This window comes from Mycobacterium nebraskense (assembly GCF_002102255.1).
Lineage (GTDB): Bacteria > Actinomycetota > Actinomycetes > Mycobacteriales > Mycobacteriaceae > Mycobacterium > Mycobacterium nebraskense.
The window spans coordinates 1-21,057 of sequence record NZ_LQPH01000172.1; the positions used below are offsets into that span (position 1 = coordinate 1).

The following is a 21,057-nucleotide window of genomic DNA, read 5'->3' on the forward strand; positions in this document are numbered from 1 at the left end:
CCCTATTACCCAGCCGCCAACGCCAATTGGGGCAGCCCACCACCACCACAGGCCCCAGCACAATTCACCGGTGCCCCCGCCTGGAACCAACCCCCACCCAAACGACGCAACCCCTGGCCCATCATCGCCGCCGTCGCCGCCGTGCTCGTTCTCATCGCCAGCGGCATCGGCATCTGGCTAGTCGTACGACCCAAGCCGGTGCCGCCTCCCGATCCGATACCGGCCGAGCGCCTCAGCGCGCTTCTCCTGGGCGCTTCCGACATCAACTCCGTCATGGGCTCCTCGACCATGGAGCCCGGCAAGCCCATTCAGGCAATGGACACCTCGTCGCTGACGGTGTCGCAGCCCGACTGCCAGGGAGCGCTCTATACCACCCAAAGCCCGGTGTACGCGGGCACCGGTTACTCAGCGGTGAGCGGGCTGGTGTCTTCCGAGCCGGGAGACAACTACGACCATTGGGTCAACCAGGCCGTTGTCCTTTTCCCATCCGCCGATAAGGCCCAGGCCTTCCTGCAGACTTCGGCGGGGAAGTGGAAGGGCTGCGCGGGCAAGACGGTGGCGGTGACCAACAAGGGCAAGACGTACCGGTGGACGTTTGCACAAATTCAAGGCGGTCCGCCGAAGATCGCGGTGCTGGACACCCAGGAAGGCGCCGACGGCTGGGAGTGCCAGCGCGCGATGAGCGTGGCGAACAATGTGATCGTCGACGTCAACGCGTGCGGATATCACATCAGCGATCAGGGCACCCAGATCGTCGACAAGATCGTCGCCAAAGTCGACAACGGGTAACGAGCGTTAAAGCCGAAGGCGCGCTGCGGCTTTGCCTACGACTGAAGGTCCGGTCCCTCCGCGCGCAAGTCGTCGACCGCCGACATGGCGCTACGCAATTTGGCCAGCCATTCCTCGGCATGTTCACCGACCAGCTTGACCGACCACGCGAGTGCGTCGGCGCGAGACCGGGCGACGCCGGCATCGACCAGCGTGTCGAGCACCTGCCGTTCCGGTTGCTTCAAGCGCGTCATCACAGGTACTGCGATGTGAGTGAACAGGATTCGCTCGGCGCCGAATTTGGAACCGACCTCGACGCCCCAGGAAACCTTGCGGCCGTAGCGATCCTGCGCTTCGTCAGCGATGCGCATGCGCTCCGAACGGGTTTCCTCGCGGAACCGCGAGGCGCGTCCTTCAGCACGGGCCTCGGTCTCCCCTTTCTCCGGGCCTTCGGGTTCAGGCAGCCGTCCGATGACCGTGATTTCTTCGCGGTCGACGGTGACCGTCGGGTCGCCGTCGAACCAGCTTTCTGGCAGGCGCCCGGCGAACCATTCCGGGGCGTCGCTGGCGTCGGGTTGCTGTGCTTGCTGCCAGCCGCCGGGGCGGCCACAGCGCCGGCCATGCGCGTGATGCGATTTCATAATTACATGATTACACCGTTACAACTGAAATGGAATAGCGTTCACCCGCGGCGAACCCCGTCGCGGCGACGGTGCCCCGCCAAACGGTGCGTCCAACTGCGGAGAACCTGTTGATATGGGCTGTTCAAAGTTGTATTTTTGGTAGCGAAGCAGGCCCGGAACGACCAATTCCAAGCGCCGGAAGTCAGGGTAGAAGACCGGCCGCGTAGGACCCGCGCATGACGGAGTCCAACGCCCCCTAGTGTCGTCCGGGCCTGCCCATGTCCGCCGGGATTTCCGAGTCACCCGCCTTCATTGGACCCATCGCCCCGGCGGATCCGGAACAGCTTTACCTCATTCTTGATGCCCTTGAGGCGGCGCGCCCCGGCGAACGAACCATCGAACTCGCCGGCGTCACCGATGGCCTCCCAGACCGAGTCCGCCGCCAGCACGGTGCCCGGGCGCGCCACACCGGTGACCCGGCTCGCGACGTTGACCGGGCTGCCGAACCAGTCGCCCGCCCGGCTCACCGCCATGCCGGAGGCCACGCCCGCGCGCAGCCGCGGGAAGTCGTTGTCGGTGTCGACGGCTTCCACGAGCTTCACCACAACGTCGAGCATGGGCAGCGGGTCGGGGCAGACAAACATCACCGCGTCGCCGATCGTCTTGATGAACCGCACGGGCGGGACGGTGATGTCTCGGGCCAGGACCGCCAGCCGGTTGGCCAGAAGCCCTAGTTCCTCCGCCGACACCGCCTCGCCGATCCGGGTGAAGCCGACGAGGTCCGCGAAGGCCACGGTGATCGGGCGCGCGCCCGGCAGGGGTTTGCCTGCGGCGCGCTCGGCGGCGTTGACCGCTTCGGTCTCCATCATGTGGCGCAGCTGCATGAACAGCATGTGCTGGATCATCGGGCCGAGCTCGGGCGCGATTTGGCCGACCAATGCCTTTGACGCCTTGGCGATTTCCAGCTCGGTGGCCCCGGGCCGCATGATCGCCGAGAGCGCCGTGTAGCGCATGACCTCGGCGGCGCGTGACAAGCCTTCGGCGAGCACCTGGACCACCAGCACCACTTGCTCGGGATCCAGACCCAGTTCGACGAAACGCTGGGCATAGGCCGCGGCTTCACCGTCGGCACGCATGTGGATGACGGCATCGGGGTCGTCCACCCTCGCCAGGCCGATGGCGCGCTGCACCCGTTGCAGCAGGTCGAGGTCGATGCCGTGGGTCTCGCTGATCTCCCGGGTGGACACGTAGGTGCCGTCGTCACCGATGAGGCGGCGGGTGGCGAGCAACAGTGGTGGGTTGTTCGCCCTGATCTCTTCGGCGGTGATGCCCTGCTCGAGCAGCCACTCCACCAATTCCGCCCGCTCGGTGCGTGCGCTGCCCTCAAGTCCGTCGAGCAGGTCCTCGTCCACGTCGCCAACGTACAACGGCGGCGAGCCATGATGGGAAGCGATGAGCGCACCACTGCTGCGGGGATTCCCGCCGGTCGTCGATGAGCACGCGAGGGTGCTGATCCTGGGTTCGTTTCCGAGCGTGCAATCGTTGGCCGTAGGTCAGTACTACGGCAATCCACGAAATGCGTTCTGGCCGATTACCGGTGAGCTGTTCGGGTTCGACGGGGCGGCGCCCTACGAAACACGGCTGGCGGCGCTGCAATCGGCCGGCGTGGCCCTCTGGGACGTGTTACGCGCATGCCGCCGTGCCGGCAGCGCGGACTCGGCAATCGAGCCGAAAAGCTTGGTGGTCAACGATTTCGGTGAACTGTTCGCGCGGTACCCCACCATCGCACGGGTCTACTTCAACGGCGCCAAAGCCACGGAGCTGTACCGCAGGCTAGCCGAGACCGACGAGCGGGTCGAGTACCGGCGGCTGCCGTCGAGCAGCCCGGCTCACGCCATGCGGCCGGGCGCCAAGCTCGCCGCCTGGCGCGAAACCTTAGTGCCGCGCTTATGACACCGGCGGTCGCCGGTGGGCCCACGGCCTGGCGGATTCGATCTGCGCGGCCAACGACAACAACGTCGCCTCGTCGTACGGCCGGCCCACCAGCTGCACGGCGATCGGCAGGCCGTCACCGTCGAAGTCCCACGGCACGGCCGCCGCGGGCTGCCCGGTCAGATTCCAGACCTGCTGGTAGGGCACGCGCTGCGCCACCGCCAGCAGCGTCCAGACCGCGCCGCGGCGTTGGTAGGCGCCGATGCGGGAGGGGGCCGTTGCGTTGCCCGGGGTGACGACGACGTCGACGTCGTCGAAGATCGACTGAATCCGGGTGCTGACCGCCGGCTCCGCGTCACGAAGGGCGGTCATCCGGCGGTCCGAAAAAAACGAACCGGCCCGTGCCAGGTTGCGGGTGCGCGCTTCGAGATGTTCGGGGTGAGCTAGTGAATCGGCGTCGTCGCTGATGCCGCGCAGATAGCGGGGCAGGTAATTGGTTATGACGGCCGACGGTGGATAGTCGGGGTCGGCGGTGATGACCTCATGGCCCAGATCGCGCAGCAGCGCGCCGGCCTGCTCGACCGCCGTGAGCTCCTCCTTGCCGATCCTGACGGGCAGGGGCGTTGGGACCTTGGTGCTCAGGGCAATTCGCAGGCGGCCGGGGTCACGCGTCGCCGCGGCGACGAACTCACCTTCGGGCCCCGGCACCGTTGACGTCGCGTCGAGGAACAGTGCGGCATCGAGCACCGACCGGGCCAGCGGGCCGTTGACGCTCAGCCCGTGCCACGCATCGTCGTGCGGCTCCAACGACACCCGATCCCGTTGCGGTTTGACCCCGAACAGGCCGCACCAGATCGCCGGGATGCGAATCGAGCCGCCACCGTCGGATCCCAGCGCCAGCGGAGCCAAGCCGGCGGCCACCGCGGCGGCGCTGCCGCCACTGCTGCCGCCGGGAGTGCGTCTGAGGTTCCAGGGGTTGCGGGTCGCACCGAAGGTCAGCGACTCGGTGTAGGGAAACATCATCAACTCGGGCACATTGGTTTTACCGAGGATGACGGCACCCGCGGCGCGTAGTCGGCGGACCACCTCAGCGTCGGAGGTCGCGGCGGGCCGGTGTGCGCCGCTGCCGTACGTCGTCACTTCGCCGACGACGTCGACATCGTCTTTGATCGCGATCGGCACCCCGAGCAGCGGGAGCCGCTCGCCCGCGTCGAGGCGGTCCTGCGCGACGGCGGCCTCATAGCGCGCGCTGTCAGAGAGCACCACGCGGTAGCAGCGCAGCTGGCTGTCCAGCCGCGCGATCCGCTCCAGGTAGATCTCGAGCAGGTCGGGCGCCGTCAGTTCGCCGTCGGCCAGCATCCGCGCCTGAGCCGCCGCGCCGGCAAAGGCCACGTCGCGAGCGTCCACTGCGGCAGCGTATCCCCCGGCCAGTACCGTGGGCGACATGTCCTGCGTGTTCTGTGCGATCGTCGCCGGGGAGGCCCCGGCCATCCGAATCTGTGAAGACGACGACTACCTGGCCATCCTCGACATCCGCCCGTTCACCCGCGGCCACACCCTGGTGATGCCCAAGCGGCACACCGTGGATCTCACGGATACGCCGCCGGAGACGCTGGCCGGGATGATCGCCATCGGCCAACGAATCGCCCGCGCCGCCCGCGCGACGGAATTGGCCGACGCGACCAACATCGCCATCAACGACGGCAGCGCCGCCTTTCAGACGGTGTTCCACATCCACCTGCACGTGCTGCCCCGGCGCAACGGCGACAAGCTGTCGGTCGCCAAAGGGATGCTGCTGCGGCGCGACCCCGACCGGGATGCCACCGCGCAAATCCTGCGCTCGGCACTGGCCCGCATCGACGCCAGCCAGTAATACTGGGCGGATGGCACTTCCGTCCTGGGTCGAGCAGCGTTTACTGCCGCACATTTTGCGCGCGCACGACACCGTTTATCGCAAGACGAACGGCTGGATCGGTCATCGCGCGCTGCTGATACCCAGCCTGCTGCTCCACACCGTGGGCGCCAAGACCGGCCAGGCCCGAACCGCGGCGCTCACCTATGCGCGCGACGGCGATGACTACCTGATCGTCGCCTCCAAGGGGGGAGATCCGCGCGCGCCCGGTTGGTATCACAACCTGCGCAAGCATCCCGACGTGGAAATCAACGTCGGGCCAAGGCGTTTCGCGGTAACCGCTCGCCCGGTGCTGCCGGACGATGCCGATTACTCGCGGCTATGGCAGATCGTCAACAAGAACAACGGCGACCGGTACACGGCTTATCAAGAGAAGACGTCGCGGCCGATTCCGGTCGTCGTACTCACGCGGCGTTGACCCCGAACCCGGCGCGGAGGTTTATTCTCCTCTAGCGCGGTGAACTCCTCGATTGCTCACCGCACGGCGCGGGATCGGCTGGAGTGGGCATGAAACCCTGGGCGGAAAATCCCTGGCGACGGTTCCGGCTGCCCCCACGCCTTGGTTGGCTCGTCGTCGGTGCATACGGTTTCGCGGGCGCCCTGGTGGTCGGGTCCTCGATCGGCGGCTGGGAGGGCGCCTACGCGACCCGGCCGGTCGACGAAATCGCTCTCGCGATATGCCTGCTGTTCGGGGCGGGGTGTGCAGGCTACGCCGCCCGCTCCGCGGCCGGGCGCCACCGACGCGGATGGCTGGCATTGGTGATCGCCCAGCTGGGCTGGGCGGCGGGCGAGGTCATCTGGGCGGTCTACGACGTGCGTCCGGAACTGGCCCACGCCACGCATCCGGCCGCCGCCGAGATCGTGCTGCTGCTCTGGCCGTTCGGCGCCTTTGCATCGCTGTTGCTGTTGTCGCGCTTCTCCCGCCACAGTCCGCGGCGACTGGTGCTGGACGGTCTCATCGTGGCGACGTCGCTGTTCGTGGTGTCGTGGGAATTCGTCCTCGACAAACAGCTGCGCGAGGACAGCGGTTCGCGGGCGACAACGGTCGCCGAAATCTTCAACGACGTCGTCCTGTTGACTACCGCGATCCTGATGCTGTCCCGGGGACGTCGCGGCGACCAGCCGAGCCGCAACCTGCTGGCCGGCGGCGTGGCGACCATCAGCGTCTCCGACATCGCGATGGTGTTCAAGAGCGGGATCGGCAGCTATCAGGTCAGCGATCTTGTCGACCTGGGCAGGGTGGCCGGGCTGGGCATGATCGCGCTGGCCGCGCTGTCGAGCGTCTACGAGTCCCCGGTGGCGGCGTCGCGCGATGAGGAAATGCTGTCGCGTACCCGGCTGTGGCTGCCGTACCTGCCATTGCTGGTCGCCGCCGCCGTCGGGTTGGGCCACGCGGTGGGCCTGATGGCGCACGGACCGTTACTGGTCGCGCTGGGAATCCTGGTGGCCGCGGTGCTCTTACGTCAGTTCGTCGTGTTGATGGAGAACCAGAGTTTGCTTTCCGAGGTCGCGCGGGAAGCGTTCCGCGACAGTCTGACGGGACTGGCCAATCGGGCGTATTTCATCGACCAACTGGAACAGGCCGTCGCCCGACAAAGCTGCGACATCGCTCCGATAGCGGTGTTGTGCCTCGATCTCGACAACTTCAAATCGGTCAACGACGCCCTCGGCCACCCCGCCGGCGACGAACTGCTGGTCCGGGTGGCCGGGCGGCTCACCGCCACCTTGGGCGACAACTGCGTGACCGCTCGCTTCGGTGGTGACGAATTCGCCGTGCTCCTCGAGGGTTCCGTCGAGGAGTCGCATGCGGCGGCGCATCGAGTGCTCGAGGCGTTCAATGCCCCGATCCTGGTCGAGGGCGTTCCCATACCGGTCCGACCGAGCGTCGGCTTCACGGTGGCCACCGGCGCGTCGGACTGCAGCGTCGAGCAGCTCCTCCGGCACGCCGACCTGGCCATGTATACCGCCAAACGCGAAGGCGGCCAATGCGTTCGCAGCTTCGTGCCCGATTTGCCGCTCTCCTACTCGTTCTCGACCGCACTGGTCGGGCCGGCCTCGGTCGCAGTGCCGGTCGTTGAGACGAGCACCGGACCGAGGCTGCGGCGCGCCGCTGACGCGGGAACGCCAACGCCGCTGCAACCGCAGGATGATATCGACGGCATTCGGTGGCCGCCGACGCCAATCCGGATTGCCTTGGCTGTCTTGATGATTGGTGTGATCTCCTTCACCGTGACCAGCATCCTCTTCCCGAATGCCAGCCACAGCGTCTTCTTTTCGAAATCCTTGTATTCGGCGTTGAACCTGCTGGCGGCCGGGCTGATCGCCGTTCGCGCGCACCGCCTCAAGGCCGACCGGATTGCGTGGTCCCTGATCGCGGCGGGCATGGCACAGTCGGCGCTCGGTGACGTCGCCTACGCCTTGTGGGTGCCGAACGCTCAGTCGCCGTCGGTTGCCGATCCGGAATACCTGGCGTTCTATCCATTCGTCTACGCCGGGATCTTGCTGCTGATGCGATCGCGCCTGAAACGGGTGCCGATGCCTATCCGCCTCGATTCCCTGGTGTGCGCGTTGGCCGTAGCCGCGCTGGCCGCGGCGCTGCGGGCAGGGCCGATGCACGCCGCCGCCGCCCGGACACCCGCCACCGTGCTGGTCGGTCTGGTCTATCCGTGGGGCGATCTGGTGCTGCTGGCCTTGGCCGTCGGCATGCTGCCAATCCTCGGGTGGCGCAGCGAGTTTCGCTGGGGCTTTCTTGTCGTGGGGCTGGTTGGCTTCGCGGTCGCGGACGCGGTGTACCTCTTCCAGACGGCGGAGGGCTCATACCAGGTAGGCACCACGCTGGACGCGCTCTGGCCGGCTTCGTCGCTGCTGGTGGCGCTGGCCAGCTGGGCGCCTTGGTCGTCACCGGCACCCGCGCCGCGGCACGGACTCGGCTCCTACGCGGTGCCGGTGACATGCACCGTCGTAGCGCTTGGCGTCGCCATCCTGGGGCACGATTCCCGGCTCGCCTCGACGCTCGCCGCGCTGAGCCTCGTTGCGGTCGCCGCCCGATTCTCGGTGACCTTCCGGGATGTCAGCATGCTGGCCGAAAGCCACAAGCAGGCCATGACCGACGAATTGACCACCCTGCCCAATCGCCGATCACTGGCGACGGCGCTGACCGCGCTGTCGGCTTCCGCGTCACCCGCCGGAACGGCATCGCATCGTGCGCTGCTCTTGCTGAATCTCGATAAGCTGCGGGAGATCAACGCCTCGGTCGGCCCCCACTTCGGCGACGAGCTGTTGTGGCACATCGCAAACCGACTCGCGCACAACGTGCGTCGGGACGATCTGCTTGCGCGCGTGAGCGATGAAGAATTCGCCATCCTGCTCGGCGAGGGATCGGACCTCGTCGCCGCACGCGCCCAAGCGGGTCGGTTGCTCGAATGCGTCAGCATCCCATTCGAACTGGATGCGATCAGTGTGCAGATCGATGCCTGCATCGCCATTGCGCTCTACCCCGACCATTGCGACCATCCGCAGGAGCTGTTGAATCGCGCCGAGGCGGCGATCCCGCACGCCAAGTCCGCCCTCAGCAAGATCGCGGTGTACGAGCCCACCTTCGAGCTGGATCGTGACCACGACCCCAACCTCGTCGGGGAGCTGCGCGCCGCCCTGATCGACGGCGACGAGTTGACGGTGCATTACCAGCCCAAGGTCAACGCGAGCGACGGAACTGTCCACAGCGTCGAGGCGCTGCTGCGCTGGCAGCATCCCGCCCGCGGGCTGCTGATGCCGGAGGAATTCCTCCCGGCCGCCGAACGTGCGGGTTTGATGCGCACGGTGGCCAATCGCACCATCAACCTCACGCTCGAGCAGATCCGGTCCTGGCGCGACCAGGGCTTACCGCTGACCGTCGCGGTGAACCTCTCGACGACGAACCTGCTCGACCTCGACCTCGCGGTCACCATCGAGCGACTGCTGCGGACCCACGGCTTACCCCCCGACGCGCTGATTGTCGAGATCACCGAGAGCGCCCTCGTCGACTCGGATCGGTCCCGCAACACCGTCGCCGCCCTGCAACTTCTCGGCGTTCGCATCTCGCTGGACGACTACGGCACCGGATGGTCGTCGCTGGCCCGCCTGCAGGATGTGTCGGTCGACGAGCTGAAACTCGACAGGCGATTCGTGGCGCGGCTCGCCCAGGACCCCCGATCGGTCGCCATCGTGCAGTCAACCGTGGACTTGGCGCAGAACCTGGGCGCCGACCTCGTCGCCGAGGGAGTCGAAGACGAGGCGACCCTGAGCGCGCTGCGGCGTTACGGCTGCAACATCACCCAGGGGTTCGTGCACAGCCCGCCGTTGCCGCCGGACGAACTCCGGCGCTGGATCACGTCCAGGAGCGCGATCGCGGGCCACGTCGATTCCGAGCGATCGGCTCTCACGGACTGACCGGTTAGAACAACTCCTTGGCGAGCAATTCCAGGGTCGCAACCCGCGCCGGCGCGGTCGCCGGGTCGGTGCCGCGGCGGGCCGAGGCGACCGGGTGGACCATCACCTCATCGACGTCGAACCGTTGCGCAAGCGCCCACAACTGCTCGGCGGCCTCCGCGGGTGCGCCCAGCACGGCGCGGTCCAGCCCGCTGTCCACGATGCGCTGCTGCTGCGGCGTCAGCTCGGCGCCCGCGGCCTCCTCGACGAGCGGCACCGGACCGAGAGGCTGACCGGTCCGCAGCTTCGCCATCATCTGCAGGTTGGGCAGCATCAAAGCCATTGCCTCGTCGTGTGTTTCGGCCACCGCGGCGTTGACCGTCAGGAACGTCACCGGCTCGGCGGAGAAGGCGCTGGGCTTGAATCGGGACCGATAGAGCTCGAGCGCCTCTTCGGTTCCGTTGCCGGAGAAGTGATGTGCGAAGACGTACGGCAGCCCCTTGGCGGCGGCCAGGTGCGCCGAGTACATCGACGAGCCCAACAACCACAGGCGCGGCTCGCCGGCCGCCGCCGGGGTGGCCTTGAGCCGGTAGTCCCCCGAGCGCAGTGGCACCACCACGCCGCGCGCGCTCATCAGCGCCGCCACGTCGTCGAGGTATTCCGGGAAATTCTCGATGTCGCGCTCGTCCCGGCCGCCACGCAGCGCATAGGAGGTCACCGGGTCGGACCCGGGCGCTCGGCCGATGCCCAGGTCGATGCGGCCCGGGGCGGCGGCTTCCAGCAGCGCGAACTGCTCGGCCACGGCCAGCGGCGCGTGATTGGGCAGCATCACGCCGCCGGACCCGAGGCGGAGCTGCGAGGTTTGCGCGGCCAGATAGGCGATCAGGACCGGCGGGCTGGTAGCGCCGACGGACGGCATGTTGTGGTGCTCGGCGACCCAGTAGCGCGTGAAACCCAGCCGATCCGCCGCCTGCGCCAGCTGCACGGTCGCCGCGAGCGCATCGCGGGTCGTCTGGTCCGTGCGCACGGGGACGAGATCAAGGACGGAAAGACGCACGTTCGCGTCAACGCCGTTTGGCGTGCGAACGTTCCCGGCCGGTCAGTAATCCTTCAGCGTGATCGAGCTGACGATGCGGTCGAAGACCTCCTGCGGTATCGGCGCCCCGCCCGGAATGTTGTCGACCACCAGCCATTGGTTCCGGTTGACGTAGTCGTTGAACTCTTTGTGGTAGTTGGCGAAGCCGAGTTCGTAGTCGACTGTCCCGCCTTCGGAGGCGGTCGCGAGCTCGCCGGCCAGGATGTAGGCGCCCAGCAGCGCGACACTGGTTCCCTGGCCCGACAACGGCGAGCAGCAATATCCGGCATCGCCGACCAGGGCGACCCTGCCCTTGGACCAGCGATCCATTTTGATCTGCGACATCTCGTCGAAGTAGAAATCCGGTGCGCTGCGCATGTACTCCAGCAGCTGCGGACGCACCCACCCGTCGTCGGCCATCCGCCGTTCCAGCTCGGCGAACTGCGCCTCGGTGTCGCGGTAGTCGATCCGCAGCTCGGTGTCCATAAAACCCAGCATGGCCCGGGCCTCGCTGTTGTTGCGCGCGCTGTATACCCCGGCCATGGTGGAGTCCCCGTAATGCCAGGTCTGCCAGTAGTCCAAGTCCAGGAAGTTGGGCACGGTGAAGATCGCCGCGTGGGTGCCCAGCCGCTCGATGAATTGCTCCTCGGGGCCGAACACCAACCGGCGAACGTTGGAGTGCAATCCGTCGGCGCCGATGACCAAGTCGAAGCTGCGCGCGGGGGCGCGTTCGAAGGTCACGTTGACGGCCGCGCCGTCGTCGTCCAACCCGGTGATGGTGTCGTCGAAGATGTACTCGGTGGTCCATTGGCTTGCGCCGTAGAGCAATTCGACCAGGTCGTCACGCAAGAGCTCGATGTCGGGGCTGTCGATGGGCCCGCCGGTGGGCGTCGACTCGGTGTCGCGGGACAGTTCGTTGCCGTCGCGGTCGACGACGGACGCGCCGCGGATTTGCGTCCTCCGTTTCTGGGCAGCGGCCAGCAGTCCCATGCGTTCCAGCACACCCAGCGCCGGGCCGCGGACGTCGATCGCCTGACCGCCGGGCCGCGGCCCGGCATGGCGCTCCACCACGGTGACCGAATAGCCATGCCGCCCAAGCCAATAAGCCGCCGTTGCACCGGCCACGCTGGCGCCGGAAATCAGAACGTCAGTCACTTAATCCCTGCCAGCCTTTTTGCGTCGCGGAAAACGTCGTCGAGCATTGCTGGTGTCAACCTACCGGTAAACATGTTCTGCTGGCTCGGGTGGTAGCAGCCGAGTAATCGCACACCAGGCGCGAATTGCGCCACGACCCCGTGGCCGAACCGCGGCTTGCGCATCGCGGACGCGCCCGGCAGTCGCAGCGCGATTTGCCAGGCGAACCCACCCAAAGCCACGATCGTGCGCACATGCTCGGACACCAGCCGCCATTCGGCCTCCAGCCAGGGCCAGCAGGTGTCCCGCTCCACCGGCGTCGGGGCGTTGGCCGGAGGCGCGCACCGCACCGGCGCCGCGATGCGAACCCCGTTGGCCCGCAACCCATCAGCGGCATCCACGCTGGTCGGCTGGTTCACCAGCCCGGCCCGGTGCAACGCCGCATAAAGCTGATCGCCGGACCGGTCGCCGGTGAACATCCGTCCGGTTCGGTTGGCGCCGTGTGCGGCGGGCGCCAACCCGACAATCAACAACCGCGGCCGCTCCGACCCCCAGCCCGGCACCGGCCGGCCCCAATACGGCTGATCGGCAAAGGCGCGGCGTTTGAGGACGGCAACGTCCTCGCGCCAGTCGACCAGCCGGGGGCAGGCCCGGCAGACGCTGATCAGGGCATCGAGTTCGGGGATCGACGCGGCGTGGGGCGCCAGCGCGGCGACCTGTGCGGCGTCGGCGGCCACGGTGGTCTGCGGGGTCGCCGGATCGCCCGGCCATCCGGTGCCGGGAACCACCGGAGAATCGAATGCCTGGCCGGTACGAGGGTGGACGAGCACATGAACATCCTGCAGTCAGCCGGTGCGCCACGTCCGAACGCCCCAATATTCAGTGGTCCCGCTGCGGATCAGCGGCTAAATTCTCCCCCGGATATCCATGAGCCACACGAGCCGCGGCCCGGCGCTTCTGATCCTGTCCGCCACGCTGCTGGCGACGACGGGCACCGGCATCTCGATCATCGCGTTCCCCTGGCTGGCGTTGCAGCACCATGACCGTGCGCGGGACGCGTCGATCGTCGCCGCCGCCATGACACTGCCCCTGGTGCTCTCCACGCTGGTCGCCGGTACCGCGGTCGACTTCGTCGGGCGTCGCCGCGTGTCGCTCGTCTCGGACTCGCTCTCCTGCGCGGCGGTGGCAGCCGTCCCGCTGACCGCCGGGCTGTTCGGGGTCGACGCGATCAACGTCGTCGAGCTGGCCATGCTGGCCTTCTGCGCGGCCGCTTTCGACCCGGCCGGGACGACGGCGCGCCAGTCGATGCTGCCAGAGGCCGCCGCTCGCGCGGGCTGGTCGCTGGACCGCACTAACAGCATCTACGAAGCCATGCTCAACCTGGGGTTCATGGTGGGCCCGGGCATCGGCGGCCTGATGATCGCCACGGTCGGCGGCGTCAACACGATGTGGGTCACGGCGGGTTGTTTCGGGTTGTCGCTGTTGGCGATTGGTGCGCTGCGGCTCGAGGGCGCCGGCAAGCCGCACCACGCGACCCGTCCCGACGGGTTGGTGTCCGGCATCGTCGAAGGACTGCGGTTCGTCTGGAATCTGCGGGTGCTCCGGACGCTCGGTCTGATCGACCTGGCCGTGACCGCCTTATACCTGCCGATGGAAAGCGTGCTGTTCCCAAAGTATTTCGCCGACAAGCACCAGCCCGCCGAGCTGGGTTGGGCGCTGATGGCGCTCGCGGTCGGCGGCGTGGCGGGCGCGCTGGGCTATGCGGTGCTGTCGAAACACACCCGTCGGCGTACGGCCGTGCTGACGGCGACCCTCACCTTCGGCGCGGCGACGGTCGGGATCGCGTTCCTGCCGCCGCTGCCGGTGATCCTGGCGCTCTGCGCGGTGACCGGCCTGGTCTATGGGCCGATCCAGCCCATCTACAACTACGTCATGCAGACCCGGGCGCCGCATCATCTTCGTGGCCGGGTGGTCGGGGTGATGGCGGGGCTGACCTACTCTGCGGGGCCGTTGGGCTTGCTGGTGGCCGGTCCCCTCGCCGATGCCGCCGGACTGCAGGTCACGTTCCTGGCGTTGGCGGTGCCGATTCTGCTGATCGGGCTCGCGGCCGCAAGGCTGCCGTCGCTGCGGGAATTGGACCGCGCGCCGGAGTTCGAGGCGAATCGGGATTCGCCGCTGTGATTCGTCAGTCGCCGAGGATCTTTCGCTTTTGTTGCTCGAATTCCTCATCGGTGAGCAGTCCCCGGTCTTTCAGCGCAGCCAGCCTTTCCAGCCGATCGATCGGGTCTGCAGCCTGTTGCGTTTGCCCCGCCTGCATCGCGCCGAGCACCTGCTGTTGCATCTCGGCTCCGCGCCGCATCATGTCCTCCCGGAATGCGGTGGGATCGGCAATGGCTTGGCGGATGACATCGGTCATCGGCATACCCATGACCTGAGCGCCCGCCAGGTCGGGGCGGGCCGCGGTCACGGCGTCGATTGCCACATCGGCCGTGGCGGCCGGCCGGTGGTCGATTTGAACCCGGCTGTGGTCCTTCGGGTCGTAGAGCACCGGCAGTCTGGTGCCCGGCCGCGGTGAGCTCAGCTGAGGTAGCAGCGCGGTGACGCTGGCCTCGAACGGCGGTTCGGCGTCGGGCGTGATCCGCAGAAGTAGCTTCCAACGAACCTCGGTGTTGTTAACCAGATTCGGGTTGCCGACGGTGACCGAGATCGCCGACTGTTCGGCGGCGAGGACGTCCGCAAACGCACGGATGCCGACTTTGCTCAGATCTCTGCGTCCGAACATTGTGACCCGACCTTTCGGAGAATCGCTCAACTGTACAGCGCTGACGGGCCCGTAGGATCGGGTCGTGAATGCGGACGTCCTGGCCGAGCTGATCGCCGGCCTGCCCGACGGGATGGTCGTCACCGACCCGACCGTGACCGAGGGCTACCGCCAGGACCGCGCCTTCGACCCGTCGGCCGGCAAACCGCTGGCCGTGGTCCGGCCGCGGCGTACCGAAGACGTGCAGACCGTGTTGCGCTGGGCCAGCGCCCACCGGGTGCCGGTGGTGACGCGGGGTGCGGGCAGCGGCCTGTCCGGCGGGGCAACGGCGCTCGACAACGGCATCGTCCTGTCGACGGAGAAGATGCGCGACATCAGGGTCGACGCGGTGACCCGCACCGCGGTGTGCCAGCCCGGACTGTTCAACGCCGAGGTGAAGAAGGCCGCCGCCGAGCACGGCCTGTGGTATCCCCCCGATCCGTCGTCGTTCGAGATCTGCAGCATCGGCGGCAACATCGCCACCAATGCCGGCGGGCTGTGCTGCGTGAAGTACGGCGTCACCACCGACTACGTGCTGGGCATGCAGGTGGTGCTGGCCGACGGTACGGCGGTCCGGCTCGGTGGCCCCCGGCTCAAGGACGTCGCGGGTTTGTCGCTGACGAAGCTTTTCGTCGGCAGCGAAGGCACCCTGGGCGTCGTCACCGAGGTCACGCTGCGCCTGGTGCCCAAGCAGAACGCGTCCAGCATCGTGGTGGCAGGCTTCGCCACGGTCGAGGCCGCCGTCGATGCGGTGCTCGGGGTCACCGCGCGGCTGCGCCCGTCGATGCTGGAGTTCATGGATTCGGTGGCCATCAACGCCGTCGAGGACACGTTGCGCATGGACCTGGACCGTGGGGCGGCCGCCATGCTGGTGGCCGGGTCCGACGAGCGCGGCGGGGCCGGCAGTGAGGACGCCGCGATCATGGCCGCGGTGTTCGCCGAAAACGGTGCGACGGAAGTGTTTTCGACCGACGATCCCGACGAGGGCGAGGCGTTCGTCGCCGCCCGCCGGTTCTGCATCCCCGCGGTCGAGGCGAAGGGATCGCTACTGCTCGAGGATGTCGGCGTACCGCTCCCGGCGCTGGGCAGGCTGGTCACCGGCATCGCGCGCATCGCCGCCGAGCGTGACCTGACGATCTCGGTGATCGCCCACGCCGGTGACGGCAACACCCATCCGTTGATCGTGTACGACCCCGCGGATGCCGCGATGACCGAGCGGGCCCATCTCGCCTTCGGCGAGATCATGGACCTGGCCGTCGGGCTCGGCGGCACGATCACCGGTGAGCACGGCGTCGGCCGGTTGAAGCGGCCGTGGCTGGCCGGCTACCTCGGGCCCGAGGTGATGGAGCTCAACCGGCGGATCAAGCAGGCCCTGGACCCGGAGGGCATCCTGAACCCGGGCGCGGGCATCTAGGCATTCGGGCCCGTAGCGCCTGCGCTCAACGTGCGGCCGGGCGCACACTCGGCCTCCCCTCGTTGACATTCTGGCCTGATTGTCGTACCAATGAGACATGGCTGCGGTTATGTCTCACAATGCGCCGGTCGTGTTCGAGCTGGCCACCGCGGACACCTGGGCGGATCCCTGGCCGATGTACCGCGCGCTTCGCGACCACGATCCGGTGCACCACGTCGTCCCGGCCAAACGGCCCGAGCACGACTACTACGTGCTGTCTCGGCACGCCGACGTGTGGGCCGCTGCCCGTGACCACGAGACGTTCTCCTCCGCGCAGGGGCTGACGGTCAATTACCGTGACCTGGAAATGATTGGGCTGCAGGATAATCCACCGTTTGTGATGCAGGATCCGCCGGTGCACACCGAGTTTCGCAAATTGGTGTCCCGCGGCTTCACGCCACGACAGGTCGAGGCGGTGGAGCCCAAGGTGCGCGAGTTCGTCGTCGAGCGCATCGAGCGGCTGCGCGCCGACGGCGGCGGCGACATCGTCACCGAGCTGTTCAAACCGCTGCCGTCGATGGTGGTCGCGCACTATCTCGGTGTGCCCGAAGCGGACCGGGCGCAATTCGACGGCTGGACTGATGCCATCGTCGCGGGAAACACGGCGGACGGCGGGATCGGCGCGGCGCTGGGAACCGTCGGTGATGCGGTCGGGTCGATGATGGCCTACTTCACCCGTTTGATCGAGCGGCGCCGAACCGAGCCCGAGGACGACACCATCTCACACCTGGTCGCCGCCGGAGTGGGCGCCGACGGCGACATCGCCGGGACCCTGTCGGTGCTGGCATTCACCTTCACCATGGTCACCGGCGGCAACGACACCACCACCGGAATGCTCGGTGGCTCAATGCCTTTGCTGCAGCAACGTCCCGACCAAAGGCGGCTTCTGATGGACGATTTGGGGCTGATCCCCGACGCCGTCGAGGAGCTGCTGCGGCTGACCTCGCCGGTGCAGGGACTGGCCCGCACGACCACCCGCGACGTGAGGATCGGCGACACCACCATCCCCGCCGGCCGCAAAGTGTTGCTGCTGTACGGGTCGGCCAACCGAGACGAGCGCCAATACGGCCCGGATGCCGGCGAACTCGACGTCACGCGGTGCCCGCGCAACATCATGACCTTCAGCCACGGCGCACACCATTGCCTGGGTGCGGCGGCGGCACGGGTGCAATCCCGGGTCGCGCTGACCGAACTGCTCACCCGCTGCCCGGATTTCGAGGTCGACGAGTCCGCGATCGTCTGGGCGGGTGGCAGTTACGTGCGACGCCCGCTGTCCGTGCCGGTTCGGGTGAGGTCCTGATGGCGAACGACTGGCTGGGGGCGCACCGCACCGAAGCGGCAGCGGACCGGATCCTCGACGCGGCCGAGCAGCTCTACACCGAGCGCGACCAGGCTTCGATCGGCATGAACGAAATCGCCAGGGCCGCAGGCTGTTCCCGCGCGACGCTGTACCGGTACTTCGAGAACCGCGAGGCGCTGCGAACCGCCTACGTGAATCGCGAAACCCGCCGGCTCAGCCGCGCGATCAAGGAGCAGATCGGCGGCATCGACGATCCCCGGGAACGGCTGGTCGCGAGCATCACCGCCACGCTGCGGATGGTTCGTGGCAGCCGCGCGTTGGCGTCGTGGTTCGCCATCTCCCGGCCGCCGATCGGCGCCGAGGTGGCCGGGCAGTCCGAGGTGATCACCGCCCTGGCCGCCGCGTTCGTCGGCTCGCTCGGGCCCGAAGACCCCGCCATCGTGGAGCGCCGGGCGCGCTGGATGGTGCGAGTGATCACTTCGCTGTTGCAGTTCCCCGGTCGAGACGACGCCGACGAGCGGGCGATGATCGAAGAGTTCGTCGTCCCGATCGTGACGCCGGTTTCCGCGCGCAGCTAGGTGTACCGGCAGCTGGTGCCGCGCCCGTTCGTCACTCCCGCCACATTGTTCCCCGGCCGGAACCAACGCTCGAAGTGCCCGCCTCTCAGCGACAAACCCGCCTGGTCGCGCGCGCATCGCAATTGTCGCTGAGAGGCGGGCACTCCGCTGCCCACTTCCGCACCGATGCGCCTGGGGCGGATGGGGCGGATAGGACTCGCTGATCCAGGCGGCTCAGGTCCGCACACGCGTGAAGCTGTGCAGGAGCCAGGCCAGCGGAATGGTCAACACCATCGTTGCGAGGAACAGGTTCAGCATCGAGCCGGTGTAGACGTGCGCGCGAACGATGTAGACCATGGCGAATTCCATGGTGATCAGGTGGATCAGGAAGATCTCGTAAGAGATCTCCCCCAACCACACCATCGGCCGCGTCGCCAGCAGCCGCCAATACCAACCCTGATCCCCCAGGGCCAGTGGCGCCACCGCGAGCGCGGCGATCACGGCGTAAAAGCAGGTCTTGAACAAGGCCTCGCTCAGCGTCGCCGGCGACGTGGTGGGCGCGCCGGCGATGGGAGTCGAGACGATGAAATAGCAGACGATGGCCAGCGGTATGGCCACGAACGCGTAGCCGCGCACGCCCATCGCCTCCAGCACGGCCAGCAACATCCCGGCGAGGAACCAGGCGAGGTAGGTGGGCAGCCACAGCCGCGCGCCGTCGGGAAACCAGTGATCGGTGTGCACGAGGACCAGCCAGGCCGGGCTGATCAGCGTCATCGCGGCGAGAGCACCCAGCAGTAGCCTCGGCTGCCACCGCCGGCGGCAGACGAGCACCAACAGCACGTATGCCAGCAGCGGGAGCAGCACGTAGAAGGACGCTTCCACCGCGAGGCTCCACATCTGGGTCAGGCCCTGATGCAGGTACTTCCCCAGGTAGCCGTTGCAGTAGATCTGCGTCAGCGTCAGGTTGCGCACCAGTCCGAGCCAGGTGTGCCCGGGGTTGGGTCCGGCCTCGCGGAAGTGGTACAGCACATAGGCGAACAGCACGGTGATGACGTAGGCCGGCATGATGCGCCGAACCCGGTGCCACGCATAGCGACTCAGCGACGGCGGCGGCGCGCCGGTGGCGGCGGATTTCAACCAAGGACGGAAGAGCAGGAAGCCGGACAGCACGAAGAAGATCGGCACGCCGATCTCCAGCCGGGAGCCGACCAGGCCCCAATAGCCGTGGGTGTACTTGCCGGTGGAGTACGCCGCATGGGTGCCGACGACGAGGAGGGCGGCGACGGCGCGGATTCCGGTCAGCGACGCGACCCGGTCGACGTGAGCGGTCTGCTCGAGTCCGCCCTGGGCGTCTTGTTCTTCGGACAGGGTCATCCGGTGTGTTTCCTGCGCGGCTTTCCGCCGTCACGGCCGCGGGGCTTTGTCGCCGACCGGTCCGGCTGAAGGTTGATCAGCACTCCCGAAATGCGGGTGTGCTCGAGCTTTTTCAGTGTCGACTTGGGCAGCTTGGCCGGCAACTCCACCAGCGAGAAGTCAGGGCCGATGGCGATGTGGCCGAAATCGCTGCGATGCAGGCCGCCTTCGTTGGCGATGGCGCCGACGATCGAGCCGGGGCCGATCTTGTGCCGCTTGCCGACCGCGATGCGGTAGGTAGTGAATGGCCGTGTGTTCCTTGGCTTTTCGGGACGATCGCGATGCTCGGCGGGCCGCTCGCGCCGTTCGCGCGGCGGCTCGGGCGCCATCAGGAACTCTTCACCGTCGCGGGAGTGCAGCGCCAGCGCCGCGGCTATGTCGGCCAACGGGACATCGTGCTCGCGTTCGTAGTCCTCGACCAGCTTGCGGAACAACTCGATCCCCGGACGGCTTAGCGACGCGGTGATGGAATCGGCGAACCTCGCCACCCGCTGGGCGTTGACATCCTCGACGGTGGGAAGCTCGGCCTCGGTGAGCGTTTGCCGCGTTGCCTTTTCGATCGCCTTGAGCAGGTGACGCTCCCGCGGGGAAACGAACAGCAGCGCGGTCCCCGAACGCCCGGCCCGGCCGGTGCGCCCGATGCGATGCACGTAGGACTCGGTGTCGTGCGGGATGTCGTAGTTGAGCACGTGCGATATCCGCTCCACGTCCAGCCCGCGCGCGGCCACGTCGGTGGCGACCAGGATGTCGATGCCGCCGTCCTTCAGCGCGGCGACGGTCCGTTCGCGCTGGCCTTGTGGGATGTCGCCGTTGATGGCGGCCGCGGAAAAACCTCGGGCCCTTAGCTTTTCCGCGACTTCCTCGGTGGCCTGCTTGGTGCGTACGAAGACGATCATCGCCTCGAACGGCTCCACTTCCAGGACCCGGGTCAGCGCGTCCATCTTGCGCGGACCGGCAACCTGGATGTAGCGCTGCGAAATGTTGTCGGCGGTAGCGGTTTTGGCTTTGGTGGCGACCTCGAGCGGATCGTGCAGGTACTTGGTGGTGAGCTTGCGGATCGCGGGCGGCATGGTCGCCGAAAACAAGGCCACCTGTTTGTATTCCGGAGTTTCGGACAGTATGCGATCAACTTCTTCGGCGAAGCCCATGGTGAGCATCTCGTCCGCCTCGTCGAGCACCAGGTAGTCGACGTGGGAGAGGTCCAGCGTCCCGCGCTCGAGGTGGTCGATGACGCGGCCCGGAGTACCGACCACCACCTGGGCGCCGCGCCGCAGCCCGGCCAGCTGAACCGTGTAGGAGGAGCCGCCGTAAATGGGCAGCACGTTGATCTGCGGCAGATGGGCCCCGTAGCGGCTGAACGCCTCGGCGACCTGCAGCGCCAACTCACGGGTCGGCGCCAGCACCAGCGCTTGGGTCACCTTGCTGGCGACGTCGATCTTGGACAGGATCGGGATCGCGAACGCCGCCGTCTTGCCGGTGCCGGTCTGCGCCAGCCCGACGACGTCCGAGCCCGCCATCAGCGCCGGAATCGTCGCCGCCTGGATGCCCGTGGGTGACTCGTAGCCGACGTCGGCGATCGCCCGCAGGACGGAGGGGTGGATCTGCAGGTCGGCAAACGTCGTAGAGGCAGCCTCAGGCGAGCTGTCCGGGAGGGTCATCGTCCAAGGAGTCTAGTGGTGATCG

General features: G+C 67.6%; 18 protein-coding genes. 9 read left to right on the top strand and 9 right to left on the bottom strand.

What is annotated here, in order from left to right; all coding sequences use genetic code 11:
- Nucleotides 1–789, top strand: a 789-nt coding sequence (locus tag AWC17_RS27050) for a sensor domain-containing protein (RefSeq protein ID WP_141224812.1), incomplete at its 5' end; no start/stop codon positions are given.
- Between the two features lie 35 nt (nucleotides 790–824).
- On the opposite strand, the gene AWC17_RS27055 is transcribed toward AWC17_RS27050, so the two are convergent.
- Both AWC17_RS27055 and AWC17_RS27060 read right to left on the bottom strand, forming a co-directional pair.
- Entirely contained in the window at nucleotides 825–1,409 is a 585-nt protein-coding gene (locus tag AWC17_RS27055; protein WP_047322238.1) for a hypothetical protein, read from the bottom strand.
- Between the two features lie 281 nt (nucleotides 1,410–1,690).
- Nucleotides 1,691–2,818 carry an adenylate/guanylate cyclase domain-containing protein gene (locus tag AWC17_RS27060; RefSeq protein ID WP_197083370.1) on the bottom strand — a complete coding sequence of 376 codons (1,128 nt, stop codon included), beginning with the start codon at nucleotides 2,816–2,818 and terminating at the stop codon, nucleotides 1,691–1,693.
- 25 nt (nucleotides 2,819–2,843) lie between these two features.
- On the opposite strand from AWC17_RS27060, the gene AWC17_RS27065 reads away from it, so the two are divergent.
- Nucleotides 2,844–3,344, top strand: a complete 501-nt coding sequence (locus AWC17_RS27065; RefSeq protein WP_046182883.1) for a DNA-deoxyinosine glycosylase — start codon at nucleotides 2,844–2,846, stop codon at nucleotides 3,342–3,344.
- On the opposite strand, the gene AWC17_RS27070 is transcribed toward AWC17_RS27065, so the two are convergent.
- Nucleotides 3,339–4,730: an amidase gene (locus AWC17_RS27070; protein ID WP_141224813.1), complete on the bottom strand. Its 1,392-nt coding sequence runs from the start codon at nucleotides 4,728–4,730 to the stop codon at nucleotides 3,339–3,341. The genes AWC17_RS27065 and AWC17_RS27070 overlap by 6 nt on opposite strands.
- A gap of 37 nt (nucleotides 4,731–4,767) precedes the next feature.
- On the opposite strand from AWC17_RS27070, the gene AWC17_RS27075 reads away from it, so the two are divergent.
- The 3 genes from AWC17_RS27075 (at nucleotide 4,768) to AWC17_RS27085 (ending at nucleotide 9,663) form a co-directional block, all read left to right on the top strand.
- On the top strand, nucleotides 4,768–5,196 hold the full coding sequence (locus AWC17_RS27075; RefSeq protein ID WP_046182881.1) for an HIT family protein: 429 nt from the start codon (nucleotides 4,768–4,770) through the stop codon (nucleotides 5,194–5,196).
- Between the two features lie 10 nt (nucleotides 5,197–5,206).
- Complete coding sequence (locus AWC17_RS27080; protein WP_046182880.1) at nucleotides 5,207–5,653, top strand: nitroreductase family deazaflavin-dependent oxidoreductase; 447 nt, start codon at nucleotides 5,207–5,209, stop codon at nucleotides 5,651–5,653.
- Between the two features lie 89 nt (nucleotides 5,654–5,742).
- Nucleotides 5,743–9,663, top strand: a complete 3,921-nt coding sequence (locus AWC17_RS27085; protein ID WP_082122921.1) for a bifunctional diguanylate cyclase/phosphodiesterase — start codon at nucleotides 5,743–5,745, stop codon at nucleotides 9,661–9,663.
- A 4-nt stretch (nucleotides 9,664–9,667) separates the two neighbouring features.
- Here the strand turns inward: AWC17_RS27085 and AWC17_RS27090 are convergent, their stop codons facing one another.
- From AWC17_RS27090 to AWC17_RS27100, 3 genes are read right to left on the bottom strand one after another with little or no spacing between them, the layout of a single operon-like run.
- On the bottom strand, nucleotides 9,668–10,699 hold the full coding sequence (locus AWC17_RS27090) for an LLM class flavin-dependent oxidoreductase (protein WP_046182879.1): 1,032 nt from the start codon (nucleotides 10,697–10,699) through the stop codon (nucleotides 9,668–9,670).
- Nucleotides 10,700–10,741: 42 nt separating this feature from the next.
- The gene (locus AWC17_RS27095) at nucleotides 10,742–11,872 is read right to left on the bottom strand and encodes an FAD-binding protein (protein ID WP_046182878.1); all 1,131 of its coding nucleotides are present in this window, start codon (nucleotides 11,870–11,872) and stop codon (nucleotides 10,742–10,744) included.
- Nucleotides 11,869–12,696 (bottom strand): uracil-DNA glycosylase, encoded by an 828-nt coding sequence (locus AWC17_RS27100; RefSeq protein WP_046182877.1) that lies wholly within the window; start codon nucleotides 12,694–12,696, stop codon nucleotides 11,869–11,871. Before AWC17_RS27100 ends, AWC17_RS27095 begins: the two co-directional genes overlap by 4 nt.
- 82 nt (nucleotides 12,697–12,778) lie before the next feature.
- On the opposite strand from AWC17_RS27100, the gene tap reads away from it, so the two are divergent.
- Nucleotides 12,779–14,032, top strand: a complete 1,254-nt coding sequence (tap, locus tag AWC17_RS27105) for a multidrug efflux MFS transporter Tap (RefSeq protein WP_046182876.1) — start codon at nucleotides 12,779–12,781, stop codon at nucleotides 14,030–14,032.
- Nucleotides 14,033–14,036: 4 nt separating this feature from the next.
- On the opposite strand, the gene AWC17_RS33155 is transcribed toward tap, so the two are convergent.
- The gene (locus AWC17_RS33155) at nucleotides 14,037–14,633 is read right to left on the bottom strand and encodes an SHOCT domain-containing protein (RefSeq protein ID WP_046182875.1); all 597 of its coding nucleotides are present in this window, start codon (nucleotides 14,631–14,633) and stop codon (nucleotides 14,037–14,039) included.
- A 64-nt stretch (nucleotides 14,634–14,697) separates the two neighbouring features.
- Between AWC17_RS33155 and AWC17_RS27115 the strand changes: the two genes are divergently transcribed.
- From AWC17_RS27115 to AWC17_RS27125, 3 genes are all read left to right on the top strand, one after another.
- Nucleotides 14,698–16,065 (top strand): FAD-binding oxidoreductase, encoded by a 1,368-nt coding sequence (locus AWC17_RS27115; RefSeq protein ID WP_046182874.1) that lies wholly within the window; start codon nucleotides 14,698–14,700, stop codon nucleotides 16,063–16,065.
- A gap of 97 nt (nucleotides 16,066–16,162) precedes the next feature.
- Nucleotides 16,163–17,404 (top strand): cytochrome P450, encoded by a 1,242-nt coding sequence (locus tag AWC17_RS27120; RefSeq protein ID WP_167385655.1) that lies wholly within the window; start codon nucleotides 16,163–16,165, stop codon nucleotides 17,402–17,404.
- Nucleotides 17,401–17,982 carry a TetR/AcrR family transcriptional regulator gene (locus AWC17_RS27125; protein ID WP_141224817.1) on the top strand — a complete coding sequence of 194 codons (582 nt, stop codon included), beginning with the start codon at nucleotides 17,401–17,403 and terminating at the stop codon, nucleotides 17,980–17,982. Before AWC17_RS27120 ends, AWC17_RS27125 begins: the two co-directional genes overlap by 4 nt.
- A 213-nt stretch (nucleotides 17,983–18,195) precedes the next feature.
- Here AWC17_RS27125 and AWC17_RS27130 read toward each other — a convergent pair whose 3' ends face one another.
- Complete coding sequence (locus AWC17_RS27130; protein ID WP_046182871.1) at nucleotides 18,196–19,335, bottom strand: acyltransferase family protein; 1,140 nt, start codon at nucleotides 19,333–19,335, stop codon at nucleotides 18,196–18,198.
- Nucleotides 19,332–21,032: a DEAD/DEAH box helicase gene (locus AWC17_RS27135; protein WP_046182870.1), complete on the bottom strand. Its 1,701-nt coding sequence runs from the start codon at nucleotides 21,030–21,032 to the stop codon at nucleotides 19,332–19,334. The genes AWC17_RS27130 and AWC17_RS27135 overlap by 4 nt, the downstream gene beginning before the upstream one ends.
- Nucleotides 21,033–21,057 lie beyond the last annotated feature (25 nt).